Below are 22,138 nucleotides of genomic sequence, written 5' to 3'. Positions count from 1 at the left end.
AAAATCCTGTAGGCAATGCTTACAGGATTTTTTTATTGTGGTTTGTTTTTTTTATTACATTTGAATGCCTTATAATCTAACTCTTAAAAAAAACTACTATGAAAAAAATCACAATTTCATTCCTAACTCTTTGTGCTACAGCACTAACTTACATTTCTTGTTCAAGCGACAGCGAAACCGCAACTCAAACTGACACAACCGCTATTGGAGCTTCTATAACAATTGATGCCATAAACGAAATGGACATTAATACGGGATTGATTGTAACAACAGGAAATCCAGCAGGAAAATCTACAGCCGGTATTTGTGCAACAGTTACAGTTGAAGGACAAACTTATCCAAAAGTATACACAGTAGACTACGGAACAGGTTGCACAGACAATCAAATTGTGAGAAAAGGGAAACTAAAAATCACACTTTCAGGACCAATAACTACTACAGGAAGTAAACTTACTATTGAAAGAATTGGTTATTCGTTTAACGGAATAAAACTGGAAGGAATTATAGAATATACCAACACAACAACTGTTGCCACTATACCACAATGGAGCAGAAAAGTAAGCAATGGAAAATTTACAGATTTGGAAGGAAGGATTTATCTTAATTCAGGAATTCATACTGTGAGACAAACTGCTGGTGTTGACACTCCGTTTGTTTTAGAAGATAATGTTTATGAAATGACCGAAGGAACTCATAATATAACGACAGAAAAAGGCACAAAACTAACTTTGACTGTTCAGCAAACATTGGTAAAAAAATACTCTTGTAACTTTATTTCTCAAGGTAAATTAAAGGTTGAAGGCGGCTTGCTTAAAGGAGTTATTGACTATGGAGATAATGAATGTGACAGTAAATTTACATACACAAATGATGAGGGAGTAACTTATAATTTAAATTTGTAAGAGTCTCATTTTAAAAAAACTATCCAAATCCCAATTTAGAAATAGATTGGGATTTATTTTTTATTAAAATTTAAATCACCATAACTACATTCAAACTATTTTCTTTATTTTGCACCAAAATCTAAAAACCAATGAAAAAATCTATTATTGCCTTTGTTGCAATTGCACTATTAGCATCATGCAGCAAAAAAGAATCTACAAACAACCTACACATTACAGGAAATATTAAAGGATTAAAAAACGGAACTTTATATATTCAAAGAATTGTTGATACGTCTCTTGTAGCAATCGACAGTATTAAAATTGATGGAAACTCTTCTTTTGAGAGCGATATTAAATTAGAATCTCCAGAAATGCTTTATTTGTTTTTAGATCGTGGAGTAACCAATTCATTGGATAATAACATTTTATTTTTTGCAGAACCAGGAAACATCAACATCGATACTAATCTGGACAATTTTATTTATAATGCTAAAATCACCGGATCTAAAAATCAGGATTTGTACCAGGAGTATCAAAAGATAAACTCTCGTTTTAACGACGAAAATCTTTCTATGCTTGAAGCAAGATTTAAAGCTATAAAGAGAAAAGATCAAAAAGCACTTGACAGCATCAATACTAAACACGATTCAAACATCAAAAGAAAATATTTGTTTGCTACCAACTTTGCTATTAACCACAAAGATCAGGCGATTGCTCCTTATATCGCTTTAGCTGAGATTTACGACATCAACGTTAAATTCTTAGACACAATTCAAAAATCTATGACTCCGGCAGTAGCACAATCACTTTACGGAAAAAAATTGACCAAATATGTGGCCGACATTAAAAAACAAGACACAACAAGCACTGTAAAACAATAGCATACAGTTAGTTATAAAATAAATTAACATCCTCAATAAATTAAAAATCCTGTTCTTTTTTATAAGAACAGGATTTTTTATTGTCTTTTTTTAACGCCTTAAACAAAATTAACATAATTATCTGATAATTAAACAATTAACATTTTTAAAAGTCAGAAATTACATAAATATATTTTAATTTTGTAATACCTTAGCTTCATAATTTAAAAAACTAGAAATTATGAAAAATCCTCCCAGCAACATCACTCGTGCAAAATTTGATTTTATTAATTCAGCAGTTATTGAAAAATTAGAATCTTACAACCCACAAGCAGATCAGGAATTAGAATCAATTCCCAAACAAGAACCTTACTCATTAAATGGTCAAAAATTACGTTTGAATTTTATTCAAAAGCAATTAGGCACAAACACCGACTATTTATCTGGAGAAAAAACATTCAGCGACAATGAAAGTTTAAAAGGAAATATTGAAAACTACATTGGCATGTCTCAAATTCCCACAGGAATTGTTGGACCATTAGTAATAAATGGCACACATGCACAGGGCGGTTTTTACGTTCCTCTCGCAACGACCGAAGGCGCTTTACTCGCTTCCTACAACAGAGGTGCAAAAGCCTGCAAAGAAAGCGGAGCAATAACCGTTATTACACTTCAGCAGGGTGTACAAAGAACTCCTACCTTTAAGTTTAAAAATTTAATTGATTTAGGCAAATTTGCTGCCTGGATTATGAATCATACCGAAACATTTTCCCTGCTAACCAAAGAAACTAGCAATTATGCCGTTTTAAATGATTTAAACATCAACATTGAAGGCAATATTTTAATTTTAAGATTAGAATATACATCGGGCGACGCATCTGGTCAAAATATGGTCACTATATGCTCTGATAAAATATGCCAGTATATACTAGAAAACTGCCCTGTAAAACCCGTTTTTTGGACCATAGAAGGTAATTATTCCGGAGACAAGAAAACAGGACCTATTAACACCAGAGCCCGCGGAAGAAAAATTACTGCCGAAATAGTCATAAAAAAAGAAATCGTTAAATCTGTTTTAAAGACTACTCCAACATTATTACTTGAACAATGGAAAATATGCGTTTCGGGAGCTCAAAAAGCCGGTGTTGTAGGCAGCGGAATGCATCCTTCTAATGGTCTTGCTGCTTTATTTATTGCTTGCGGACAAGATGTAGCCTGTACAGGCGAAGCTTCGATTGCTACTACAAGAATGGAAATTAATGAAAACAACGATGTTTATTTTGCCATAACAATGTCGAATATTATTGTTGGAACTGTTGGCGGCGGAACTTCGTTTCCAACACAAAAAGAATGTCTACAATTAATGGATTGCTACGGCCCGGGCAAAAGTGGAAAGTTTGCAGAGATTGCGATTGCTTTATGTTTAACAGGCGAGCTTTCGATTTTGGCAGCAATGTCTTCGGGACAATTTACAACTGCACATCAAACATTAGGAAGATAGTTAGTATTTAAATTCCAAAATTTAAAATTCCAAATTCCAATCTTTAACGTGGGATTTGGGATTTGGAATTTATTTTTTGGAAGACAATACTTAAAGTCTAATATTTAAAATTCCAAATTCCAATCTTTAACGTGAGATTTGGTATTTGGAATTTATTTTTCGGAAGACAATAGTTAAATTACAAAATTTAAAATTCCAAATTCCAATCTTTGACATGAGATTTGGAATTTGGAATTTATTTTTTGGAATTTTATTTTTTTAATATTTTCTCCAAATATTCTACTTTCTCTTTTTCAACCTGTACTAAACGCTCGTAAAGTTCTACAACTTTATCTAGCGGATTGAAAGTACAATCAATATGATTACAATGATTATTAAATACACTATCCTTTGTATCATAATAGTTATTAAAATAATTAATAACAGCTTCTTCAGAAAAGTTCTTAATCGCTTCTACAGTTACACCAAGTGCTTTTGCTACTTCTTCCAGTTTTGCATCATCTATGGTTTCGCTATTTTCTAAAGCCGAAACTGTTTGCTGATTTGTGCCTAAAGCTTGCGCCAATGCTTCCTGCTTCATGTCTCGAAGTTCACGTATACGGCTAATTTTTCGCCCTATATGGTTTGGTTTTGTTAGTGTGCTCATAATTCAAAGATAATAATTAAGTAAATACAATTAATCCGTAAAAAACATATTTTCAGGTAAAGTACGTATTTTATTACAAATATAAAAACAGCTACTTTATTCACCCAGACCTTTGTCAAAGTTTAAAACTTTGACAAAGGTTTTAAGCATAGAACTTAAGTAAAATTCCAATATTTGAAACTCCAAATTTCAATCTTTAACGTGAGGTTTGGAATTTGGAATTTACATATTGGGATTTTATTTAAAGTGAGATTTGGAATTTGGAATTTCAGATATTGGGCGTTTATTTAGATATTGGAATTTTATCTTAAATTTAAGGGCATAAAAAAAACCATCACTAAAAAGTGATGGTTTTACGTTGAGCCGGCGGAGGGACTCGAACCCACGACCTGCTGATTACAAATCAGCTGCTCTAGCCAACTGAGCTACGCTGGCGACTCATTACGGGTGCAAATGTAATTTGGTTTTTTGAATTTTCCAAAATAAATTTGTCTTTTATTTTAATAAAAAACCACCACAATAAAGTGATGGTTTTTGTTGAGCCGGCGGAGGGACTCGAACCCACGACCTGCTGATTACAAATCAGCTGCTCTAGCCAACTGAGCTACGCTGGCGACTCATTACGGGTGCAAATATAAAGCGGATTTTCGTTTTTCCAAAATAAATTTGCACTTTTTTATACTTTTTTTTGCTTACAATTCGTTGATTTTAGCAATCAATTGATTAGCAGTTTCTTCCAATTCAACATTGATTTGTTTGAAGTGTGCTTTTTTGTTTTCAACGTTCTTAGCGTTCACTTTTGTAATCAAAGTATCAAAAGCATTGATAGCTTCATCAACTAAAGCATTCGTTTCCGGAGTTGGATTTCCTGTTGTTGACATCTCAAACAAGTAAACCGCTTCGATAATATCTCCTAATACGAAATTGATGTCTTTCTTTAAATTCTTAACGTTTGCCATTTTTATTATTATTTTAATTTGCGTCTGCAAAAATACACATAATCTTTATATTAAGTGCTATGAAATGTAAATTTCTAAAATTGAAGCTTTTCCGCTCAAAATAAATGTATTTATCGCAGCCGGAATTAAAACCGTATCTCCTTTGCTGTAAGTTTGTTTAAAACCTTCAAATTCGATTTCAAAGCTTCCTTCTATACACATATATACTGTAAATGTCTCTCCAGTCTTAGCAACCTCAACTTTATTTTCTAACGGAATAAAATTGGTTGTAAAATAAGGACAGTCAACCACCACATTTGAAGTGTTTGCTTTTGTCTCGTATTTTTTTTGTGTATCTACCTTATTATAGTTTATAGCATCAAGTGCCAAATCTACATGAAGTTCTCTTTTGTTTCCTTGCGCATCTACACGATCAAAATCGTATAAACGATAAGTAATATCAGATGTTTGCTGGATTTCGGCAACAACTAATCCCGCACCAATAGCGTGAACGGTTCCTGTTTCAAGAAAGAAAACATCTCCCGGTTTTGCTTTTACATCATCTAAAATAGAAACAAGCGTATTGTCATTTAAATGTTTTAAATATTCCTCTTTACTTGAGTTTTCTTTAAAACCTACAATAATTCTGGAATCGGCATCGGCTTGCATTACGTACCACATTTCTGTTTTACCAAATGAATTATGACGTTCTTTTGCCAATTTATCATTTGGATGTACCTGAATCGAAAGATCCTCGCGAGCGTCTAAATATTTAAACAGAAGCGGAAATTGTTTTCCGAATCGCTCATATACTTTTGTTCCTAAAACTTCATTTGGTGTTTCGTCAATAAGCTGCATTAACGATTTTCCTTTTAAAACTCCGTTTGCAATAACACTTACATCCCCTTCTACGGTAGACAACTCCCAACTCTCTCCAGTAATTTTGGATGTGATTGGTTTATTTAAAACTGTTTTTAGTTTTTCTCCGCCCCAGATTCTTTCTTTTAGAATTGGCTCAAACTGTAAAGGGTATAATGGTGTACTCATAATTTTTTTATGGCTAATATCTTTAATCTTTGTATACTATTGTAATACTATTTTCTGAATCTATAATACTAATTCTTTAATAGTTTCCAGTGCTGTAGAAATGTGTTTTTCGGCATTCATACTATCAAAAATATAAATGACAACCCCATTTCTATCAATTATATAAGTTACTCTTCCCGGCAAAAGGCCAAACAAATTGTTGCGTACGCCAAAAAGCTGTCTGAGTCTTTTATCTTTATCTGATAATAAAATAAAAGGCAACTTATACTTATTTGCAAATTTCTGATGTGACTTTACACTATCGCTGCTTATACCAATAACTTCGGCTCCAAGGTCTTTAAAATCCTCGTACTGATCACGAAAACTACAAGCTTCAGTGGTGCAGCCCGGCGTATTATCTTTTGGGTAAAAATAGATTACCAACGGTTTTCTTCCTAAAACACTTTGGCTTTCAAAAGTTTCTCCGTGGCTATCCTTTGCAGTAAAATTCGGAACTATATCTCCTATTTTTAATGACATTTATTCTTCTCCTTTATAGGTTACAAAATTGCGGTCTGTTTCATTCAAAATGATTTCCAAATCAAAATCAGGCTGAATTCTTTTTTTAATTTTATTCCATATCACAACAGCAATGTTTTCTGCAGTTGGATTCAAATCCTGAAATTCCGGAACGTCCAGATTCAGATTTTTGTGATCAAACGGTATTTCTACTTCTTCACGTATAATATCCGCTAATACTTTCACATCTAAAACAAAGCCTGTTTCCGGGTCAATTTTTCCTGTAACACTAACTGTTAAACCATAATTGTGACCATGAAAATTAGGGTTATTACATTTGCCAAAAACAGCATCGTTTTTCTCAAATGTCCAATCCTTCCTATGCAATCGATGTGCAGCATTAAAATGTGCTTTTCTTGATATGGTTACTCTCATTTAGGTTTTTGGTTGCTTTTGGTTATAATTTGTGGTCTTCGAGATAATGATCAAATTCATCAAAAATTATCTTAAACCATACGGTATAAATTTCTGGCTGTTTTTCAATATCAGCTTTTACATCTTCAATACTCATCCATTTCCAGGCTTCCACTTCTTCGGGGTTTATTGCCGGTTCATCATTATAATAGCCAATCATAACATGATCAAGTTCGTGTTCTGTTAGTCCATTATCAAAAGGAGCTTTGTAGATAAAATGAAACAATTCTTTCAAATCTGCCTTAAAACCCATTTCCTCATACAATCGTCGACTTCCCGCCTCGATATTTGTCTCGCCTTCACGTTGGTGACTGCAACACGTATTGGTCCAGAGTAAAGGTGAGTGGTATTTGTGATGAGCACGTTGCTGTAGCATTATTTCATTTTTATTATTTAAAATAAAAACCGAAAAGGCACGATGTAAAAGTGCTTTTTCATGTGCTTCTAATTTTGGCATTAAGCCAATCTGCTCATCTTTTTGATTAACTAATATTACGTTTTCTTCTATCATAGGGCTTATTGAACAAACAAAAATACGAAAAAAGAAATGGCTATAAAATCTTAGAAAACATTGTGAAAAGTTTAACTTGTTTAAAAAATTATCAATTTTCTGATTCACAACAAACTACAGCCTCAAAAACAATAAAAATCCTTTAAAAACAAGATATAAAAACTACGAATGTTTATTTTACGTAAATAATAAAAAGTTAAAACATACTTAAATGTATCTGAATTGTAAAATAGCAGACATTTTCGAACAAACTCTCTTATTATCTTTGAAGAACAAAAACAATCTACCCAATAATTTATGAAAACTACAAAGCTCATTTACAGTCTTTGCTTTTTAATACCACTATTCATTTTGCAGGCCTGTGGTCAAAACACAAAAAAGCAAACTACAAGTACCATTACTATGGAAAATAAAATAAGCAAACCGGGAAACCCTTATTATTCTAATACAGACACGACCAAATTAAACATAAGCAATGCCGAATGGAAGAAAGTACTGCCGGAAGATGTTTATGCTGTAATGCGTGAAGCAGATACTGAAAGACCTTTTACAGGAAAATATTGGAATACGGATGAAAAAGGAACGTACTACTGCGCTTCGTGCGGAAACAAACTTTTTAGATCAACTGCAAAATTTTCCAGCAGTTGTGGCTGGCCAAGTTTTTTTGAACAGGATAGTAAAAAAAGTGTGGTTTATAAAAATGATAATTCCCTTGGAATGGAAAGAACCGAAGCATTGTGCGGACGTTGCGGCGGACATTTAGGCCACTTATTTGATGACGGCCCAGAACCAACCGGAAAACGCTATTGCATGAATTCGATTGCTCTTGATTTTATCCCTGATAACAAATAATTAATTTATGAAAAATATACTTTTAATCTGTTTAGTTGCTTTGTCACTAAATAGTTTTGCACAGAATAAAAAAGCATCAAATCTCGAAACTATTACACTTGGTGGTGGTTGTTATTGGTGTGTAGAGGCCGTTTACGAAAATTTAGACGGAGTAAAATCTGTTGTTTCCGGATTTTCAGGAGGCAAAGTTGCAAATCCAACTTATGAAGAAGTTTGCACAGGAACAACGGGACATGCCGAAGTAGTTCAGATTACTTACGATAAAAATGTGACTGACATTAATGAAATATTTCAAGTCTTTTTTACTGTTCATGATCCAACAACTTTAAATCGTCAAGGTGCTGATGTTGGAACGCAGTATCGTTCTGTTATTTTTTACAAAAATGAAGAACAGAAAAAAGCAGCTCAGAGTATTATTGCAGAACTTAATAAGGCAAAAGTTTACAGCAGTCCAATTGTGACTAAAGTAGAACCTTTCAAAACATTTTATAAAGCCGAAGATTATCATCAGAACTATTATGCAAACAACAAAAGCCAGCCGTATTGCAAAATGGTGATTCAGCCCAAAATAGAAAAGTTTGAAAAAGTCTTTAAAGACAAACTCAAAAAGAAATCGTAATTACTTAAACCGTCCACTATCTGGGCGGTTTTTTTATTACATTTTTTTTTCGCCACGAATTCACAAATTTTTTTCAATCACTGCATCAAAAAAATTCGTGAATTCGTGGCAAACTTATATTTCAATCGCTCTTTCGTCACAAATTATACAAATTAGCACAAATTCTTTTTTTACCTCATCATAAAAAAATAAAATTCGTGAATTCGTGGCGGTACTCTACCCAAAAATCAATTCCTTTTTTTTGTAATTTGCAATGATCAAAAAACTAAAATCATCAACAAAAAACCAAAAAAAATGAAACGATTACTACTCTTACTGACGCTTTACCTGGGGATAAACCAAGTACAGGCTCAGGAAAATCTTCCAACAGATTATCTCTCAAAAGAATTCCATAAAGGTCGTCGCGAAGCTTTTAGAGCGTTAATGCCGTCCAACTCTGTAGCAGTCGTATTTGCTTATCCTGAAAGAGTTTTTTCAAAAGACATCAACTACAATTATCACGCAAATCCTGATATGTATTATCTAACAGGTTACAAAGAACCTGATGCTGTTTTATTACTTTTTAAAGAACCGCAGGGAGATGAAAAGTATACCGAAGTTCTTTTTGTGAGAGAAAAAAATGCAAATCGCGAAATGTGGACAGGAAGACGTCTTGGCGTAGATGGTGCAAAATCTAAATTAGGTTTTAAAAATGTTTACAACGGAAAAGATTTTAAGGCTTTTGCAACTGACTTTAAGAAATTCGACAAAATAATTTATGATAAAATTCCAACCGACGTTCGAAACGACAAAACTGAATTTGGTCTGTTTGGATTACTTGAAAGCTTTAAAACAAAAGCCGGAATTACACAGGAAAACGAAGCTTCGACCGATTTGTTTACAAAAATCACCAATTCACTTCGCGAAATAAAAACTCCGGAAGAATTAGATTTAATGCGTAAAACCGTTAAACTTTCCTGCATTGCGCACAACGAAGTAATGAAAGCAGTTGGTCCGGACATGAGCGAAAATGAAGCTGACGGAATACATGCTTATGTTCACAAACATTATGGCGCCGAAGGCGAAGGTTATCCGCCAATTGTGGGCGCTGGAGCAAACGGATGTATTTTGCATTACGGAGAAAACAATGCAACAAAAATCGATAACCAATTATTATTAATGGATGTTGGTTCTGAATACCACGGGTATTCTGCAGACGTTACCCGAACAGTTCCTGCAAACGGAAAATTTACCGAAGAACAAAAAGCCATTTACCAATTGGTTTATGAAGCACAGGAAGAAGTATTTAAAATCTGTAAAGAAGGCACACCAATTCAGGATTTAAACAAAAAAGCCGCAGAAGTTATCGCAAACGGATTAATCAAATTAGGAATTATTACAGATCCTAAAGATGTAAAAATATATTATCCGCACGGCTGTTCGCATTTTCTTGGGTTAGATGTTCATGATAAAGGAAATTACATGGGCAACTTAAAAGAAAACATGATTCTTACGGTTGAACCCGGAATCTACATTCCGGCAAACAGTAAATGCGACAAAAAATGGTGGAATATTGGTGTGCGTATCGAAGACGATATTTTAATGCTAAAAGATTCCTACGAAAATCTTTCTGCCGATTCTCCAAGAAAATGGCAGGATGTTGAAGCTTTAGCTAAACAAAAAAGTACTTTTAATGACATGAAATTCCCTAAGATATAGTTTTTAATTTTAGCCACAGATTAAATGGATTTTCACTGATTATTTTCTTCTTGCAAAATTTCAAAATCCTTTTTAATCCTTTTTAATCTGTGGCTATAAAAATATTTCGGAAGCCTCTATTAAAATTTTAATAGAGGCTTTTGATTTTTCCCTTACTTTGTATTCTAAAATTAATTAAAAATGAAAGCACTTACCTTCTCTACTTTTGGAGATTCTGATGTTTTAGAATATATAGAAATTCCTAATCCGCAATTAAAAAGCAATGAAATATTAGTCGAAATGAAAGCCATCGGATTAAATTTTGCCGATGTTTACCGACGAAAAGGAAATTATCATTTAAAAGGAAACCCGCCTTTTATTGCCGGATACGAGGGCGCCGGAATTGTTGTTGATACCAATAATCATCCTGAATATAAAATAGGCGATCGTGTGGCTTTTGCCGATGTGCCTTTTGCAAATGCAGAGCTGGTTGCTGTAAATACCAATCATGTTTTACCATTGCCAGAAGCTATTTCATTTGAAACCGCGGCTTCAATATTACTCCAAGGTTTAACGGCACATTATTTAGCCACCGATAGTCATAAAACTCAAAAAGGAGAAACAGTATTAATTCATGCCGTTGCCGGTGGAGTTGGTCAGATTTTAACCCAAATCAGTAAATTTTTAGGCGCAAAAGTTATCGGCTTAACCTCATCTTCAGAGAAAGCAAAAGTTGCAATGGAGCAAGGTGCAGATCATGTTTTTCTTTACAATGAAGATTGGAAATCACAAATTTTTGATGTGACCAAAAAAGGAGTTGATGTTGTTTATGACAGTATCGGAAGTACTTTAACCGAAAGCTTTGAAGTAACTAAAGAATGCGGTCAGGTTGTTTTCTTCGGAATGGCGGGTGGAGATCCAGAACCTGTTGATCCGAGAATGTTAATGGACACCTCAAAAACATTAACCGGAGGTGATTTATGGAGTTATTTAAATTCAAAAGAGGAAAGAATCAAAAGAGCCAATCAATTATTCAACTGGATTATTGAAGGCAAAATCAAACTTTCTGAACCAACATCTTTTAAATTGTCAGAAGGAAAACTGGCACATGATTATCTGGAAAGCCGAAAAAGTACAGGAAAAATCATTTTGATTCCTTAATTTTTTTTTGCCACAAATTACACAAATTTTCGCTAATTTTTCTCTTTGGATTAAAATTTAATTCGTGGAAATTAGTGTAATTCGTGGCTTAATATTACAACTGATCCACTTCTATTTTTGTCAATTCAGATAATTCTAAAATCCTGTCTACATCCTTTTTATTGGCAACAAAAAACAGATAATTATCTCCGTTTGTATTGTAGCTCATTAATTCAAAACCGCGTTTTTCCAAAGCAGTTTGTATGTACGGAAACAAATCATGACTATATGTTTCTTCGGGATATTCGAAATTTAAATCTTCTCCTATCATTTCAGAAATAAAATATTCTGCATCTTCGGGATCAAATTTCCAATCACTATTCCAGGCATCAATACTTTCGAAAAACTCAAAATGATCTTCAACTATTTCGTAATAATCGTCTGCCGATTTCTTATAGTTTTTAAATAGTTTTTTAGATTGTCCTTTAAGCTCTTTCTCTTCAATATCTCCTCTTGAAACCAAGTTTATGAATTCCTCAAAAGTTTCTACTGTTACTTCTTCCGTCTCTATTAAATTTTCAGATGATGGAAGCTCTACGGTTCCCGGAATTTCAATATTCAAATACTGACAAATTCCCTGTAAAACAATTTTAAAATCCTGAATTCCGATTTCCTGAGTTCCATTTTTAGGATTCTTAAAATCAAGAAATTCAGCATCCAGCAACCCTTTTGTATAATCCTGAAAATAACTATTTGTATACAAAATCTTGAAATCATTTGTTTCGAGACTGTTAGTGCAGCAAAAGAAGATTATAAAATTATTCAAAACGCGTTTAAGATGCGTTTTCATTTCCGGACCTGGCTTCGAAAAAAACTGAACATGAATAAAATCATACTCTAATTCCTGCTGCATTATTTCTTCTGTCAAAGGCCCTATATCAATCTTTTTATAGAGTTCATTTAAAACTTCATAAGCATTCTTAAAGCCTGCTTTTTTAATTTCTGCCCTGCCTTCTTCATGATCTAATGAAGTCGGAAATGCATATAAATTAACCAAAACAGAGTCCTGAATTCCTTTCATTTTGAATTCAAAATTATTGGCTTCATGATACAAATAACCGTAAATAGGATCGATAACATCAAATGAAATTATCGATTTTGGATCATTATTTCTATTAAACAAATTGGAAAAGAAATTTTTCATAAAAGATATTTAGCAATTTTAGGGTACAGAACTACTCTACTGAATATTTAAAACTCTGATTCATTTTATCAAAAGGAATAACCTCATTCACAATTGATTCCAACTCAACATCGGTAAGTAATCCTCTTGCAGATTCTGTTATTTTTGGTGACACATCTATTTCGTAATCAATAATTTCACGTTCTAAAATTGCCGATAGAATTTCATTCTGACGATCTGTTAAATACTTTTTATGAGATTTAAATACAGATTCGATATCACTTCTAAATTCTTCATCACTGAGTTCATTATAAATGTCCTTCTTTGACATATCAATCAATAGAACTTTAAAAATAAATTCCTGAAGGTTTTTTGCCAGATAATCAACTTCGTTCATATCATGCCAAACAAAAACGATAGGCACATCTCCATTATTTTCTTCATTTAGAAAAAAGCAATAATGATCACCGCCTCCGCTTTTTGCGAAAGGAATAAATCTAAATTCCGGGTTGATATTTCGATAATCCTCAGGATCTTTAAGCTCTTCTATTTCTTCAGCAACTGATTTTAAATTGAGAGATTCAAAATCATAAGAATGCAAAAGCAAAGGCGGATTATCTTTTAAAGTTGGATAAACATCAGTATACCAATTGGGGCCATATTCTCCAACATCAAGCATACCATCAGCATCTAGTTGTTGGTATAAAATTGGGAATTTAAAGCCGTGTTTTGTTTCAATTTCTCGTATGGTCATATTTGGGGAATATTCTATTAGAATCAAATGACCAAGATAGCAATCTTTTTACTTCATGAAAAGCCCAAAGCCAATTATTTCAGGGATTCCGCAATCATCAACGCACATTTTTCACCATCGATAGCAGCAGAAATAATTCCGCCAGCATAACCTGCACCTTCTCCACAAGGATACAATCCTTTGATCTGCAAATGTTCATATGTAATAGGATCTCTCGGAATTCTGACTGGCGATGAAGTTCTGCTTTCCGGTGCGTGCAAAATTGCTTCATTGGTCAAATAACCACGCATTGATTTACCAAATTCCTGAAATCCCTGACGTAAAATCTGCGATAAAAATCCAGGAAAAACCTGTCCCATTTCAACCGAAGTTGTTCCGGGAACGTAAGATGTTTTCGGAATATCTGATGAAACTTTATTTTGTGTAAAATCAATCATTCTTTGTGCCGGAACTTTTTGAGTTCTTCCGGCCAGATTCCACGCTTTTTGTTCGATACTTTTTTGAAATTCCATTCCGGCCAAAGCGCCAAATTTTGCAAAAGGTTTAAAATCTTCTAATTTCAATTCAATTACAATTCCTGAATTTGCCGTTGCCTGATCACGTTTTGATGGTGACCAACCGTTGGTAACTACTTCACCCGGACTTGTCGCACAAGGTGCAATTACACCACCCGGACACATACAGAATGAGTACATTCCGCGACCGTTAACTTGTTTTACAATAGAATACGGCGCTGGAGGCAAATGTTCTCCTCGATAATCACAACTATATTGAATACTATCAATTAATTGTTGCGAATGTTCTGCACGAACTCCCAAAGCAAAAGGTTTTGCTTCTATAAAAATTTTCTTTTTATCTAATAATTCAAATATATCGCGGGCAGAATGTCCTGTTGCCAGAATTAATTTATTCGCCAGAATTTTATCACCGTTTTGAGTAACAATTCCTTCGACTTCATTATTCTTAACCAAAATATCGGTTACACGGGTTTCAAATAAAACCTGACCGCCAAACTCGATAATTTTGTTTCGGATATCTTCAATAATTTTCGGTAATTTATTCGTTCCGATATGCGGATGCGCTTCTACCAAAATATCTTCTGAAGCTCCAAAAGCTACTAAAAGTTCCAGAATACGAGTTACATCTCCACGTTTTTTAGAACGTGTGTATAATTTTCCATCCGAATAAGTTCCTGCGCCACCTTCACCAAAACAATAATTAGAATCTTCATTTACGATATGTTCTACATTTATTGCTTTTAGATCGCGCCTGCGTCCGCGAACATCTTTTCCGCGTTCAAGTAAGATAGGTTTTAAGCCTAATTCAATTAACTGCAAAGCAGCAAAAAGTCCGGCAGGACCAGCTCCAACCACAAGTACTTCCTGCGCTTTAGAAACATCCTTATATATAGGAAGATCAATTTTGGTTTCCTGAAAAGGTTCACCTTTTAAATAGATAACCACTTTTAAATTGATTTTGATCGCTTTTTGACGCGCATCTATGGATCTTTTTAAAATTGAAATGTGCTGAATTTCGTTTGGAGAAACTTTTATTTGTTTAGACAAATAGTCTTTAAGCAACGTTTCGTTTGCAGCAGTTTCTGGAGTTACCTGAAGTAAAAGTTCTCTTGGCATTGTATCTTAATTATTCTATTAGCTTTTCTTTCTATGAAAAGAAGATGCAAAAGTACTATTTTGAAATGAGATTTTATCTCTTCAGTAAAATTTGCACGCAGATTAGCAAAGATCTAAACAGATTTTGAGATTTTTGAATTTTGAAAATTTTCAACACAAGGCATATCGTAGAGACGCACTGCAGTGCGTCTACGCATCGAATATCCACAATACATAAGACGCACTGCAGTGCGCCTCTACAGAAAAAATCTTAGAATCTTAGCATCTCAGAACCTTAGAACCTTTAAAAAAGACTTTGTACCTTTGTACTTCTGAACCTTTGCACCTATAAAAAAAATGTCTAGAAAAATAAAACTGATTTGGGATTTCCGCGGTCCGGCTTCTGCAAAAACAGCCGAACATCATGAAATTCATTTAAAAGAATATATCGCAATTGAAAAGCTGCCTTTAAACATTACGGGTTTCAATATTATAAACGAAATGCACGCAACTGCTTTTATGGTTGTAACTGATGAAAATATGATTCAGGTTAGAGATGCTTTGAAACCGCATCGTGGGGAAGTATATGGGGATTAAATTCCAAATTTTTCAAATTCCAAATTCTAAAGCTTTGAGAAATTTCAAATAAAAAATTCCAAATTCCAAGTTGACGATACAATTGGAATTTGGAATTTTTATTATTGGAATTTAACTTCTTTAGTTCGCTACTTCACTGATAAACTTAATACGCATTAAACGCAATTCATCAATATCGTAATCGCCGTCAAATTCTTTAAGAGCATCTTCAATTTTATCTGATTCTGATTCCATGAAGTAATCGTGAATTTCTTCCTGTTGATCGTCATCTAACATATCATCAACCCAATATTTGATATTTAGCTTTGTTCCGGAATAAACAATTTGTTCCATTTCTTTGATCAACGCATCCATCGTTAAGCCTTTCGCGGAAGCGATATCATTTAAAGACAGCTTTCTATCAATGTTCTGGATAATGTATAATTTATTCGCAGAATTAACTCCTGTAGATTTTACAACTAAATCGTCTGGACGAATAATATCATTATCTTCAACATATCTGCTGATCAATGTTACAAATTCACCACCGTATTTTTTAGCTTTTCCTTCACCTACTCCATGAATATTGAATAATTCCGTTAGAGTGATTGGATATTTTAAAGCCATATCTTCAAGAGAAGGGTCCTGAAAAACCACAAACGGAGGAACACCTAATTTCTTAGCCACTTTTTTACGTAGCTCACGAAGCATTCCCATCAGAACTTCATCAGCAGTTCCCGATGACTTTCCTGCGGTTACGATTGCCTCATCTTCAGATTCGCTATATTCATGATCTTCAGACATCATAAACGAAACTGGTTTTTTAATAAAATCTAAACCTTCTTTGGTGATTTTTACAACACCATAAGTTTCGATATCCTTTGACAAATATCCTGTTACTAAAACCTGACGAAGTAAGGCCATCCAATATTTTTCGTCATGATCGGAACCTGATCCGAAAAAGGATTGTGAATCTGTTTTATGTGCTTTAATTACAGCGTTTACACGTCCGATTAAAGTAAATACAATTTCTTTTGATTTGTATATATGTTTGGTATCCCGAACAATCTCCAGCAATTTAACCACTTGGTCTTTTGCTTCAATTTTATTTTTCGGATTACGAACATTGTCATCCATATCTGCACCTTCTCCGGTCTCGCTGTCAAACTCTTCACCAAAATAATGAAGAAGGAACTTTCTACGTGACATTGAGGTTTCGGCGTAAGCCACAACTTCCTGCAAAAGAGCAAAACCAATTTCTTGTTCTGCAACTGGTTTCCCGGACATAAATTTCTCCAGCTTTTCTACATCTTTATAAGAATAGTAAGCTAAACAATGTCCTTCTCCTCCATCACGACCGGCACGACCCGTTTCCTGATAATAGCTTTCAAGAGATTTAGGAATATCATGATGAATCACAAATCGAACATCTGGTTTATCAATTCCCATCCCGAAAGCAATTGTTGCTACAACAACATCTACATCTTCCATCAGGAACATATCCTGATGTTTTGCACGTGTTTTTGCATCTAAACCTGCGTGGTAAGGAACAGCGCTGATTCCGTTAACTTGTAAAACTTCGGCAATCGATTCTACTTTTTTACGGCTCAGACAGTAAATAATTCCAGACTTTCCTTTATGTTGTTTGATAAATCGAATAATATCCGATTCTATATTTTTAGTTTTTGTGCGAACTTCGTAATATAAGTTCGGTCTGTTGAATGATGCTTTAAAAGTATTTGCATCAGACATATCAAGGTTTTTCAGAATATCTTCCTGAACTTTTGGGGTTGCTGTCGCGGTAAGTCCTATAATAGGTACCTGACCTAATTGTTTTATAATATTTCTAAGGTTTCTGTATTCCGGTCTAAAATCATGACCCCATTCTGAAATACAGTGTGCTTCGTCTATTGCAACGAAAGAAATGGGTACACTTTGCAAAAAAGCAACATATTCTTCTTTGGTCAAAGATTCGGGGGCTACATATAAAAGCTTAGTTAAACCAGAACTAATGTCTTTTTTTACCTGAGCAATTTCTGTTTTTGTGAGAGAAGAATTGAGCACATGCGCAATTCCATTTTCAGACGAGAGACTTCGAATCGCATCAACCTGATTTTTCATCAAAGCAATCAAAGGCGAAACAACAATTGCCGTTCCGTCCTGAATTAAAGCGGGTAATTGATAACAAAGAGACTTTCCACCGCCAGTAGGCATAATTACAAAAGTATTATTCTTACCTAAAATACTCGTAATGACTTGCTCCTGCAAGCCCTTAAATTGGCTAAAGCCGAAATACTTCTTTAATTCCTTGTGTATTTCAATTTCGTTTGAATTCATTCTTTATTTTAATGGATATTTTTGTATAAATTTGCAACACATAAAGATACAACTTTCTTTTATACATACAAATTTTAAATATTCTGTTTTGATCACAAAAGAAAATATATTGGCGATTGCCAAAAAAACAATACTATCTGAAAGTGAGGCGATTACAAAATTAATTGATTTTCTTGATGAAAATTTCTACGAGGCCACACAGCGCATCTACGAAACTAAAGGCCGATTGATCGTTACAGGAATAGGAAAAAGCGCAATTATTGCTCAAAAAATGGTTGCTACTTTTAACTCAACGGGAACCCCATCGATGTTCCTGCATGCTTCAGAAGCGATTCACGGAGATTTGGGAATGATACAAAATGACGATATCATTATCTGCATTTCAAAAAGTGGAAATAGTCCGGAAATAAAAGTTTTAGTTCCGCTATTAAAACGCTTTGGAAACATTTTAATTGGAATGACCGGAAACATCACTTCCTTTTTAGCTAAAGGTTCTGACTATGTTTTGAATACTACTGTTGAAATCGAGGCTTGTCCTATAAATCTTGCTCCAACAAACAGTACAACTGCTCAACTAGTAATGGGTGATGCATTGGCGGTTTGTTTAATGGAAATGCGCGATTTTAAACCTGAAGATTTTGCAATCTATCATCCTGGAGGAGCATTGGGCAAAAAATTATTGCTTCGTGTAAAAGACATGATCGAGCATTCGCTAAAGCCTCAAGTTACTCCGGAAACTTCGGTTAAAAAGGTGATTTTTGAAATCTCAGAAAAAAGATTAGGCGTAACAGCCGTTATTGAAAATGAAAAAATTATCGGAATTATTACTGATGGAGACATCCGAAGAATGCTAAACGACGTAGATACTATTGCGGACTTAACTGCAAGGGATATTATGTCGAAAAATCCAAAATTAGTTTCTTCTGAAACTATGGCAGTTGAAGCCTTAAATATTTTAGAAGATTTCTCAATAACACAGCTTATTGTTGCGGACAATGGCGAATATAAAGGAGTATTACATTTACATGACATTTTAAAAGAAGGAATCGTATAATGGCAAAGAAAAACCTTGGCGAGATGTCATTTTTAGACCATCTTGAAGAATTAAGATGGTTATTAGTTAGAAGTACAATTGCAATATGTATTATGGCATTTGTTACTTATTTTGTGAGTGATTATTTGTTTGATCAAATTATTTTAGGACCAATAAGACCTACATTTTTTACTTATGTATGGTTCTGTGATTTATCACACCAATTAGGATTTGCAGATAGCATATGTATCACCGAACTGAATTTCATTATTCAGAATACCGAAATGGAAGGACAAGTAAACATATTTGTGTGGATGTGTCTTTTGGCAGGTTTCATTTTAAGTTTCCCTTATATTTTATGGGAAATCTGGAAGTTTATTAGTCCTGCTTTGTACGAGAAAGAACGCAAAAATGCAAAAACTTTTATCTTCACTTCTTCATTACTTTTCTTTTTAGGAGTATTATTTGGGTATTATGTTGTGATTCCGATGTCTGTAAATTTCGTTGCAACTTTCTCTGTAAGTGATGTTGTAAAAAATCAATTTACACTTGAATCCTATATGGGAATGGTTAAAACAAGTATTCTTGGTAGTGCTATATTTTTTGAATTACCAATTGCTATCTATTTTTTAACCAAATTAGGTCTGGTTACGCCAACCTTCTTAAGAAAATACTGGAAATACGCAGTGGTAATTATTTTAATTATTGCCGCAATCGTAACACCTCCAGATGTAGTAAGTCAAACTATTGTAGCAATCCCAATGTTAATAATTTACGAAGTGAGTATCCTGATTTCGAAGATTGTCTACAGAAATAAAATAAAAGAAAATGTCTGATATCGTACAAGAATTTAACGACTATCGTTCTAAAATGAACGAGAAATTATTAGCTGACAATAACAAAATTGTAAAGCGAATTTTTAACCTTGACACTAATGCATATGCGCCAGGAGCTCTTGATGTAAAAACGAAAGAACTTCTAGGACTAGTTGCATCTGCAGTTTTAAGATGTGATGATTGTGTAAAATACCACTTAGAAACAAGTCACAAAGAAGGCGTTACTAAAGAAGAAATGATGGAAGCAATGGGAATCGCAACTTTGGTTGGAGGAACAATTGTAATTCCTCATTTAAGAAGAGCTTACGAGTTTTGGGAAGCTCTTGAAGAGAGCGGCAATTAGAAAATGTGATAATTAGTCAATTAGATAATTCTACATGTTATGTTAATTGGTTTAATTGATTAATTTATTTTATCTTATTTTGCCCATCAGAGATAATAATTATCTCATTATCAAATTGACACATTATCTAATTAAAAAAAATGAAGCTAAGAGCCGATAATTTAATCAAAACCTATAAAGGCCGTAGTGTTGTAAAAGGAATTTCTGTTGAAGTTAATCAAGGGGAAATCGTTGGGCTTCTGGGGCCAAATGGTGCCGGAAAAACAACCTCTTTTTATATGATTGTAGGATTGGTAAAACCGAATCAGGGAAACATTTTTCTTGACGATCTAAACATTACCGATTACCCAATGTATAAACGTGCTCAGCAAGGAATTGGGTATTTAGCACAAGAAGCTTCTGTTTTTAGAAAACTAAGCATCGAAGACAACATTTTAAGTGTTTTACAATTAACTAAACTTTCTAAAGAAGCTCAAATTGCTAAGATGGAAAGCTTAATTGAAGAATTTAGTTTAGAGCATATTCGTACTAACCGAGGCGATTTACTTTCCGGAGGAGAACGTCGTCGTACGGAAATCGCACGTGCTTTGGCAACCGATCCAAAATTTATCTTGTTGGATGAGCCTTTCGCCGGAGTTGACCCTGTTGCAGTTGAAGATATTCAGCGAATTGTAGCACAACTAAAAAACAAAAATATCGGAATTCTTATTACCGATCACAACGTTCAGGAAACTTTGGCAATTACAGATAAAACGTATTTGATGTTTGAAGGAGGAATCCTGAAAGCCGGAGTTCCGGAAGAATTGGTTGAAGATGAAATGGTTCGCCGTGTATATCTGGGACAAAACTTCGAGCTTCGTAAAAAGAAACTTGAATTCTAAATAAAGTGTTCAGTGTTCAGATTTTTAGTGTTCAGTTTATACTGACTGACTACTAAAAACCTGAACACTGCCAACTCTACTCAACAGTAATAAACTGCAATTGTTCTAAATCACCATTGTAGATATTCACGTCAACACGATGTTTTATTCCCGGCAGCGACGCTTTTTCTGTAAACTGCCAAAACAGCCAGTCATCTTCGATTTTTTCTCTGTAAAAATTATAATTGGCAATCCAGAATAAATATTCGCCAAATTCTTCTTTTAAAAAATCGGCATAATATCTTTCTCCCGAATAAATTATCGGACGTACCTGATAATGTTTTTCAACTTTTGTTAACCAACGTTTCAAACCTTTCTTTAAACTGTCTAAAGGTTGATTTTTGGGTAATTTTTCAATATCTAAAACTGGTGGCAAATCTCCTTTTTGCAATTTTACCGTTTTAATAAAAAGATCTGCTTGTTCTATAGAATTTTCATTTGGGCGATAATAATGATAAGCGCCACGCATGATTTTGTTTTCTTTTGCTCCTTCCCAATTCTTTTTAAATTGTCTGTCCACACGATCATTTCCAGCAGTTGCTCTGATGAAAACAAATTTTACAGGATATTTCTCGTCAAGGATTTCAACTTCATCCCAATCAACTTTTCCCTGAAATTCAGATACATCGATTCCGACCACTTTCCCTTTGTGATTTTCCAGAACCCGAATATTTCGAACATCAGAAAGATGTTTATCTACTTCGTCTTCATCAAGAACTTTCTCTGATTTAAAACCCAGGTAATAAGCTAATCCGGCACGATAATGATAAATTATCCCTAAAATTAACACCGCAAAAAAGGAGAATACAATAAATCGGATCACCTTCCTAAAAAAAGAAGGTTCAGATTTGCGGGAATATGAAGTTCGTCTTGTGGTTTTTCTTGCCATTCGAATA

23 protein-coding genes and 2 tRNA genes are annotated in these 22,138 nt (G+C 33.9%); 12 read left to right on the top strand and 13 right to left on the bottom strand.

Translation table 11 applies throughout. The features are described 5' to 3' along the window. Nucleotides 1-98: 98 nt before the first annotated feature. From KHA98_RS16215 to KHA98_RS16205, 3 genes are all read left to right on the top strand, one after another. Nucleotides 99-902, top strand: coding sequence for a hypothetical protein (locus tag KHA98_RS16215; protein WP_213258946.1), 804 nt, complete (start codon nt 99-101; stop codon nt 900-902). Nucleotides 903-1,033: 131 nt separating this feature from the next. Beyond that, nucleotides 1,034-1,765 carry a DUF4369 domain-containing protein gene (locus KHA98_RS16210; RefSeq protein WP_213258945.1) on the top strand — a complete coding sequence of 244 codons (732 nt, stop codon included), beginning with the start codon at nt 1,034-1,036 and terminating at the stop codon, nt 1,763-1,765. Nucleotides 1,766-1,985: 220 nt separating this feature from the next. Then, on the top strand, nt 1,986-3,245 hold the full coding sequence (locus tag KHA98_RS16205) for a hydroxymethylglutaryl-CoA reductase (RefSeq protein WP_213258944.1): 1,260 nt from the start codon (nt 1,986-1,988) through the stop codon (nt 3,243-3,245). Between the two features lie 250 nt (nt 3,246-3,495). Here KHA98_RS16205 and KHA98_RS16200 read toward each other — a convergent pair whose 3' ends face one another. The 8 genes from KHA98_RS16200 to idi form a co-directional block, all read right to left on the bottom strand. After that, nucleotides 3,496-3,891, bottom strand: coding sequence for a helix-turn-helix domain-containing protein (locus KHA98_RS16200; protein WP_213258943.1), 396 nt, complete (start codon nt 3,889-3,891; stop codon nt 3,496-3,498). 361 nt (nt 3,892-4,252) lie between these two features. After that, nucleotides 4,253-4,326: transfer RNA gene (locus KHA98_RS16195), tRNA-Thr, on the bottom strand. Nucleotides 4,327-4,431: 105 nt separating this feature from the next. Further along, a tRNA-Thr gene (locus KHA98_RS16190) sits at nt 4,432-4,505 on the bottom strand. 78 nt (nt 4,506-4,583) lie between these two features. Beyond that, nucleotides 4,584-4,850: a hypothetical protein gene (locus KHA98_RS16185; RefSeq protein WP_213258942.1), complete on the bottom strand. Its 267-nt coding sequence runs from the start codon at nt 4,848-4,850 to the stop codon at nt 4,584-4,586. Nucleotides 4,851-4,907: 57 nt separating this feature from the next. Continuing rightward, the gene (locus KHA98_RS16180) at nt 4,908-5,876 is read right to left on the bottom strand and encodes a type I phosphomannose isomerase catalytic subunit (protein WP_213258941.1); all 969 of its coding nucleotides are present in this window, start codon (nt 5,874-5,876) and stop codon (nt 4,908-4,910) included. 60 nt (nt 5,877-5,936) lie between these two features. Continuing rightward, the gene (locus tag KHA98_RS16175) at nt 5,937-6,395 is read right to left on the bottom strand and encodes a peroxiredoxin (RefSeq protein ID WP_213258940.1); all 459 of its coding nucleotides are present in this window, start codon (nt 6,393-6,395) and stop codon (nt 5,937-5,939) included. Further along, on the bottom strand, nt 6,396-6,809 hold the full coding sequence (locus KHA98_RS16170) for a 6-carboxytetrahydropterin synthase (RefSeq protein ID WP_213258939.1): 414 nt from the start codon (nt 6,807-6,809) through the stop codon (nt 6,396-6,398). A gap of 22 nt (nt 6,810-6,831) precedes the next feature. Further along, a complete protein-coding gene (gene idi / locus KHA98_RS16165) occupies nt 6,832-7,359 on the bottom strand; it encodes an isopentenyl-diphosphate Delta-isomerase (protein ID WP_213258938.1) in 528 nt (175 codons plus the stop codon). 297 nt (nt 7,360-7,656) lie between these two features. On the opposite strand from idi, the gene msrB reads away from it, so the two are divergent. The 4 genes from msrB (at nt 7,657) to KHA98_RS16145 (ending at nt 11,668) form a co-directional block, all read left to right on the top strand. Then, nucleotides 7,657-8,211, top strand: a complete 555-nt coding sequence (gene msrB / locus KHA98_RS16160) for a peptide-methionine (R)-S-oxide reductase MsrB (RefSeq protein WP_213258937.1) — start codon at nt 7,657-7,659, stop codon at nt 8,209-8,211. Between the two features lie 7 nt (nt 8,212-8,218). Next, complete coding sequence (gene msrA / locus KHA98_RS16155; protein WP_213258936.1) at nt 8,219-8,830, top strand: peptide-methionine (S)-S-oxide reductase MsrA; 612 nt, start codon at nt 8,219-8,221, stop codon at nt 8,828-8,830. Nucleotides 8,831-9,124: 294 nt separating this feature from the next. Continuing rightward, nucleotides 9,125-10,528 (top strand): aminopeptidase P N-terminal domain-containing protein, encoded by a 1,404-nt coding sequence (locus KHA98_RS16150; RefSeq protein WP_213258935.1) that lies wholly within the window; start codon nt 9,125-9,127, stop codon nt 10,526-10,528. Between the two features lie 180 nt (nt 10,529-10,708). Next, complete coding sequence (locus tag KHA98_RS16145) at nt 10,709-11,668, top strand: quinone oxidoreductase family protein (RefSeq protein ID WP_213258934.1); 960 nt, start codon at nt 10,709-10,711, stop codon at nt 11,666-11,668. A 94-nt stretch (nt 11,669-11,762) separates the two neighbouring features. Here the strand turns inward: KHA98_RS16145 and KHA98_RS16140 are convergent, their stop codons facing one another. The 3 genes from KHA98_RS16140 to KHA98_RS16130 all read right to left on the bottom strand — a co-directional run bounded on the left by KHA98_RS16140 (nt 11,763) and on the right by KHA98_RS16130 (nt 15,218). Further along, nucleotides 11,763-12,851 (bottom strand): DUF6630 family protein, encoded by a 1,089-nt coding sequence (locus KHA98_RS16140; RefSeq protein ID WP_213258933.1) that lies wholly within the window; start codon nt 12,849-12,851, stop codon nt 11,763-11,765. Between the two features lie 31 nt (nt 12,852-12,882). Continuing rightward, nucleotides 12,883-13,584, bottom strand: coding sequence for an SMI1/KNR4 family protein (locus tag KHA98_RS16135; RefSeq protein ID WP_213258932.1), 702 nt, complete (start codon nt 13,582-13,584; stop codon nt 12,883-12,885). Nucleotides 13,585-13,658: 74 nt separating this feature from the next. After that, nucleotides 13,659-15,218 (bottom strand): NAD(P)/FAD-dependent oxidoreductase, encoded by a 1,560-nt coding sequence (locus tag KHA98_RS16130; protein WP_213258931.1) that lies wholly within the window; start codon nt 15,216-15,218, stop codon nt 13,659-13,661. Between the two features lie 336 nt (nt 15,219-15,554). On the opposite strand from KHA98_RS16130, the gene KHA98_RS16125 reads away from it, so the two are divergent. Continuing rightward, nucleotides 15,555-15,794, top strand: coding sequence for a hypothetical protein (locus KHA98_RS16125; RefSeq protein WP_213258930.1), 240 nt, complete (start codon nt 15,555-15,557; stop codon nt 15,792-15,794). Nucleotides 15,795-15,914: 120 nt separating this feature from the next. Here KHA98_RS16125 and recQ read toward each other — a convergent pair whose 3' ends face one another. Next, entirely contained in the window at nt 15,915-18,110 is a 2,196-nt protein-coding gene (gene recQ, locus KHA98_RS16120; protein WP_213258929.1) for a DNA helicase RecQ, read from the bottom strand. A gap of 88 nt (nt 18,111-18,198) precedes the next feature. On the opposite strand from recQ, the gene KHA98_RS16115 reads away from it, so the two are divergent. The 4 genes from KHA98_RS16115 to lptB all read left to right on the top strand — a co-directional run bounded on the left by KHA98_RS16115 (nt 18,199) and on the right by lptB (nt 21,203). Continuing rightward, nucleotides 18,199-19,164 (top strand): KpsF/GutQ family sugar-phosphate isomerase, encoded by a 966-nt coding sequence (locus KHA98_RS16115; protein ID WP_213258928.1) that lies wholly within the window; start codon nt 18,199-18,201, stop codon nt 19,162-19,164. Then, entirely contained in the window at nt 19,164-19,979 is an 816-nt protein-coding gene (gene tatC, locus KHA98_RS16110) for a twin-arginine translocase subunit TatC (RefSeq protein ID WP_213258927.1), read from the top strand. Before KHA98_RS16115 ends, tatC begins: the two co-directional genes overlap by 1 nt. Continuing rightward, nucleotides 19,972-20,322: a carboxymuconolactone decarboxylase family protein gene (locus KHA98_RS16105; RefSeq protein WP_213258926.1), complete on the top strand. Its 351-nt coding sequence runs from the start codon at nt 19,972-19,974 to the stop codon at nt 20,320-20,322. The genes tatC and KHA98_RS16105 overlap by 8 nt, the downstream gene beginning before the upstream one ends. A gap of 140 nt (nt 20,323-20,462) precedes the next feature. Then, nucleotides 20,463-21,203, top strand: a complete 741-nt coding sequence (gene lptB, locus KHA98_RS16100; protein WP_008464443.1) for an LPS export ABC transporter ATP-binding protein — start codon at nt 20,463-20,465, stop codon at nt 21,201-21,203. A 76-nt stretch (nt 21,204-21,279) separates the two neighbouring features. On the opposite strand, the gene KHA98_RS16095 is transcribed toward lptB, so the two are convergent. Then, complete coding sequence (locus KHA98_RS16095; RefSeq protein ID WP_213258925.1) at nt 21,280-22,131, bottom strand: glycoside hydrolase family 25 protein; 852 nt, start codon at nt 22,129-22,131, stop codon at nt 21,280-21,282. Between the last annotated feature and the right edge of the window lie 7 nt (nt 22,132-22,138).

The sequence above is a fragment of the Flavobacterium branchiicola genome (assembly GCF_018383905.1).
Lineage (GTDB): Bacteria > Bacteroidota > Bacteroidia > Flavobacteriales > Flavobacteriaceae > Flavobacterium > Flavobacterium branchiicola.
Note: the sequence above shows the minus strand (reverse complement) of the source record. Positions and strands in the feature narration are given on the sequence as shown.

Coding starts and splice junctions, on each gene's coding strand:
- lptB (WP_008464443.1), top strand. CDS start 20,463: ATGAAGCTAAGAGCCGATAATTTAATCAAAACCTATAAAGGCCGTAGT.
- KHA98_RS16145 (WP_213258934.1), top strand. CDS start 10,709: ATGAAAGCACTTACCTTCTCTACTTTTGGAGATTCTGATGTTTTAGAA.
- msrB (WP_213258937.1), top strand. CDS start 7,657: ATGAAAACTACAAAGCTCATTTACAGTCTTTGCTTTTTAATACCACTA.
- KHA98_RS16140 (WP_213258933.1), bottom strand. CDS start 12,851: ATGAAAAATTTCTTTTCCAATTTGTTTAATAGAAATAATGATCCAAAA.
- KHA98_RS16095 (WP_213258925.1), bottom strand. CDS start 22,131: ATGGCAAGAAAAACCACAAGACGAACTTCATATTCCCGCAAATCTGAA.
- KHA98_RS16135 (WP_213258932.1), bottom strand. CDS start 13,584: ATGACCATACGAGAAATTGAAACAAAACACGGCTTTAAATTCCCAATT.
- KHA98_RS16185 (WP_213258942.1), bottom strand. CDS start 4,850: ATGGCAAACGTTAAGAATTTAAAGAAAGACATCAATTTCGTATTAGGA.
- KHA98_RS16175 (WP_213258940.1), bottom strand. CDS start 6,395: ATGTCATTAAAAATAGGAGATATAGTTCCGAATTTTACTGCAAAGGAT.
- KHA98_RS16170 (WP_213258939.1), bottom strand. CDS start 6,809: ATGAGAGTAACCATATCAAGAAAAGCACATTTTAATGCTGCACATCGA.
- msrA (WP_213258936.1), top strand. CDS start 8,219: ATGAAAAATATACTTTTAATCTGTTTAGTTGCTTTGTCACTAAATAGT.
- KHA98_RS16125 (WP_213258930.1), top strand. CDS start 15,555: ATGTCTAGAAAAATAAAACTGATTTGGGATTTCCGCGGTCCGGCTTCT.
- KHA98_RS16210 (WP_213258945.1), top strand. CDS start 1,034: ATGAAAAAATCTATTATTGCCTTTGTTGCAATTGCACTATTAGCATCA.
- KHA98_RS16105 (WP_213258926.1), top strand. CDS start 19,972: ATGTCTGATATCGTACAAGAATTTAACGACTATCGTTCTAAAATGAAC.
- KHA98_RS16130 (WP_213258931.1), bottom strand. CDS start 15,218: ATGCCAAGAGAACTTTTACTTCAGGTAACTCCAGAAACTGCTGCAAAC.
- recQ (WP_213258929.1), bottom strand. CDS start 18,110: ATGAATTCAAACGAAATTGAAATACACAAGGAATTAAAGAAGTATTTC.
- idi (WP_213258938.1), bottom strand. CDS start 7,359: ATGATAGAAGAAAACGTAATATTAGTTAATCAAAAAGATGAGCAGATT.
- KHA98_RS16150 (WP_213258935.1), top strand. CDS start 9,125: ATGAAACGATTACTACTCTTACTGACGCTTTACCTGGGGATAAACCAA.
- KHA98_RS16180 (WP_213258941.1), bottom strand. CDS start 5,876: ATGAGTACACCATTATACCCTTTACAGTTTGAGCCAATTCTAAAAGAA.
- KHA98_RS16205 (WP_213258944.1), top strand. CDS start 1,986: ATGAAAAATCCTCCCAGCAACATCACTCGTGCAAAATTTGATTTTATT.
- tatC (WP_213258927.1), top strand. CDS start 19,164: ATGGCAAAGAAAAACCTTGGCGAGATGTCATTTTTAGACCATCTTGAA.
- KHA98_RS16215 (WP_213258946.1), top strand. CDS start 99: ATGAAAAAAATCACAATTTCATTCCTAACTCTTTGTGCTACAGCACTA.
- KHA98_RS16200 (WP_213258943.1), bottom strand. CDS start 3,891: ATGAGCACACTAACAAAACCAAACCATATAGGGCGAAAAATTAGCCGT.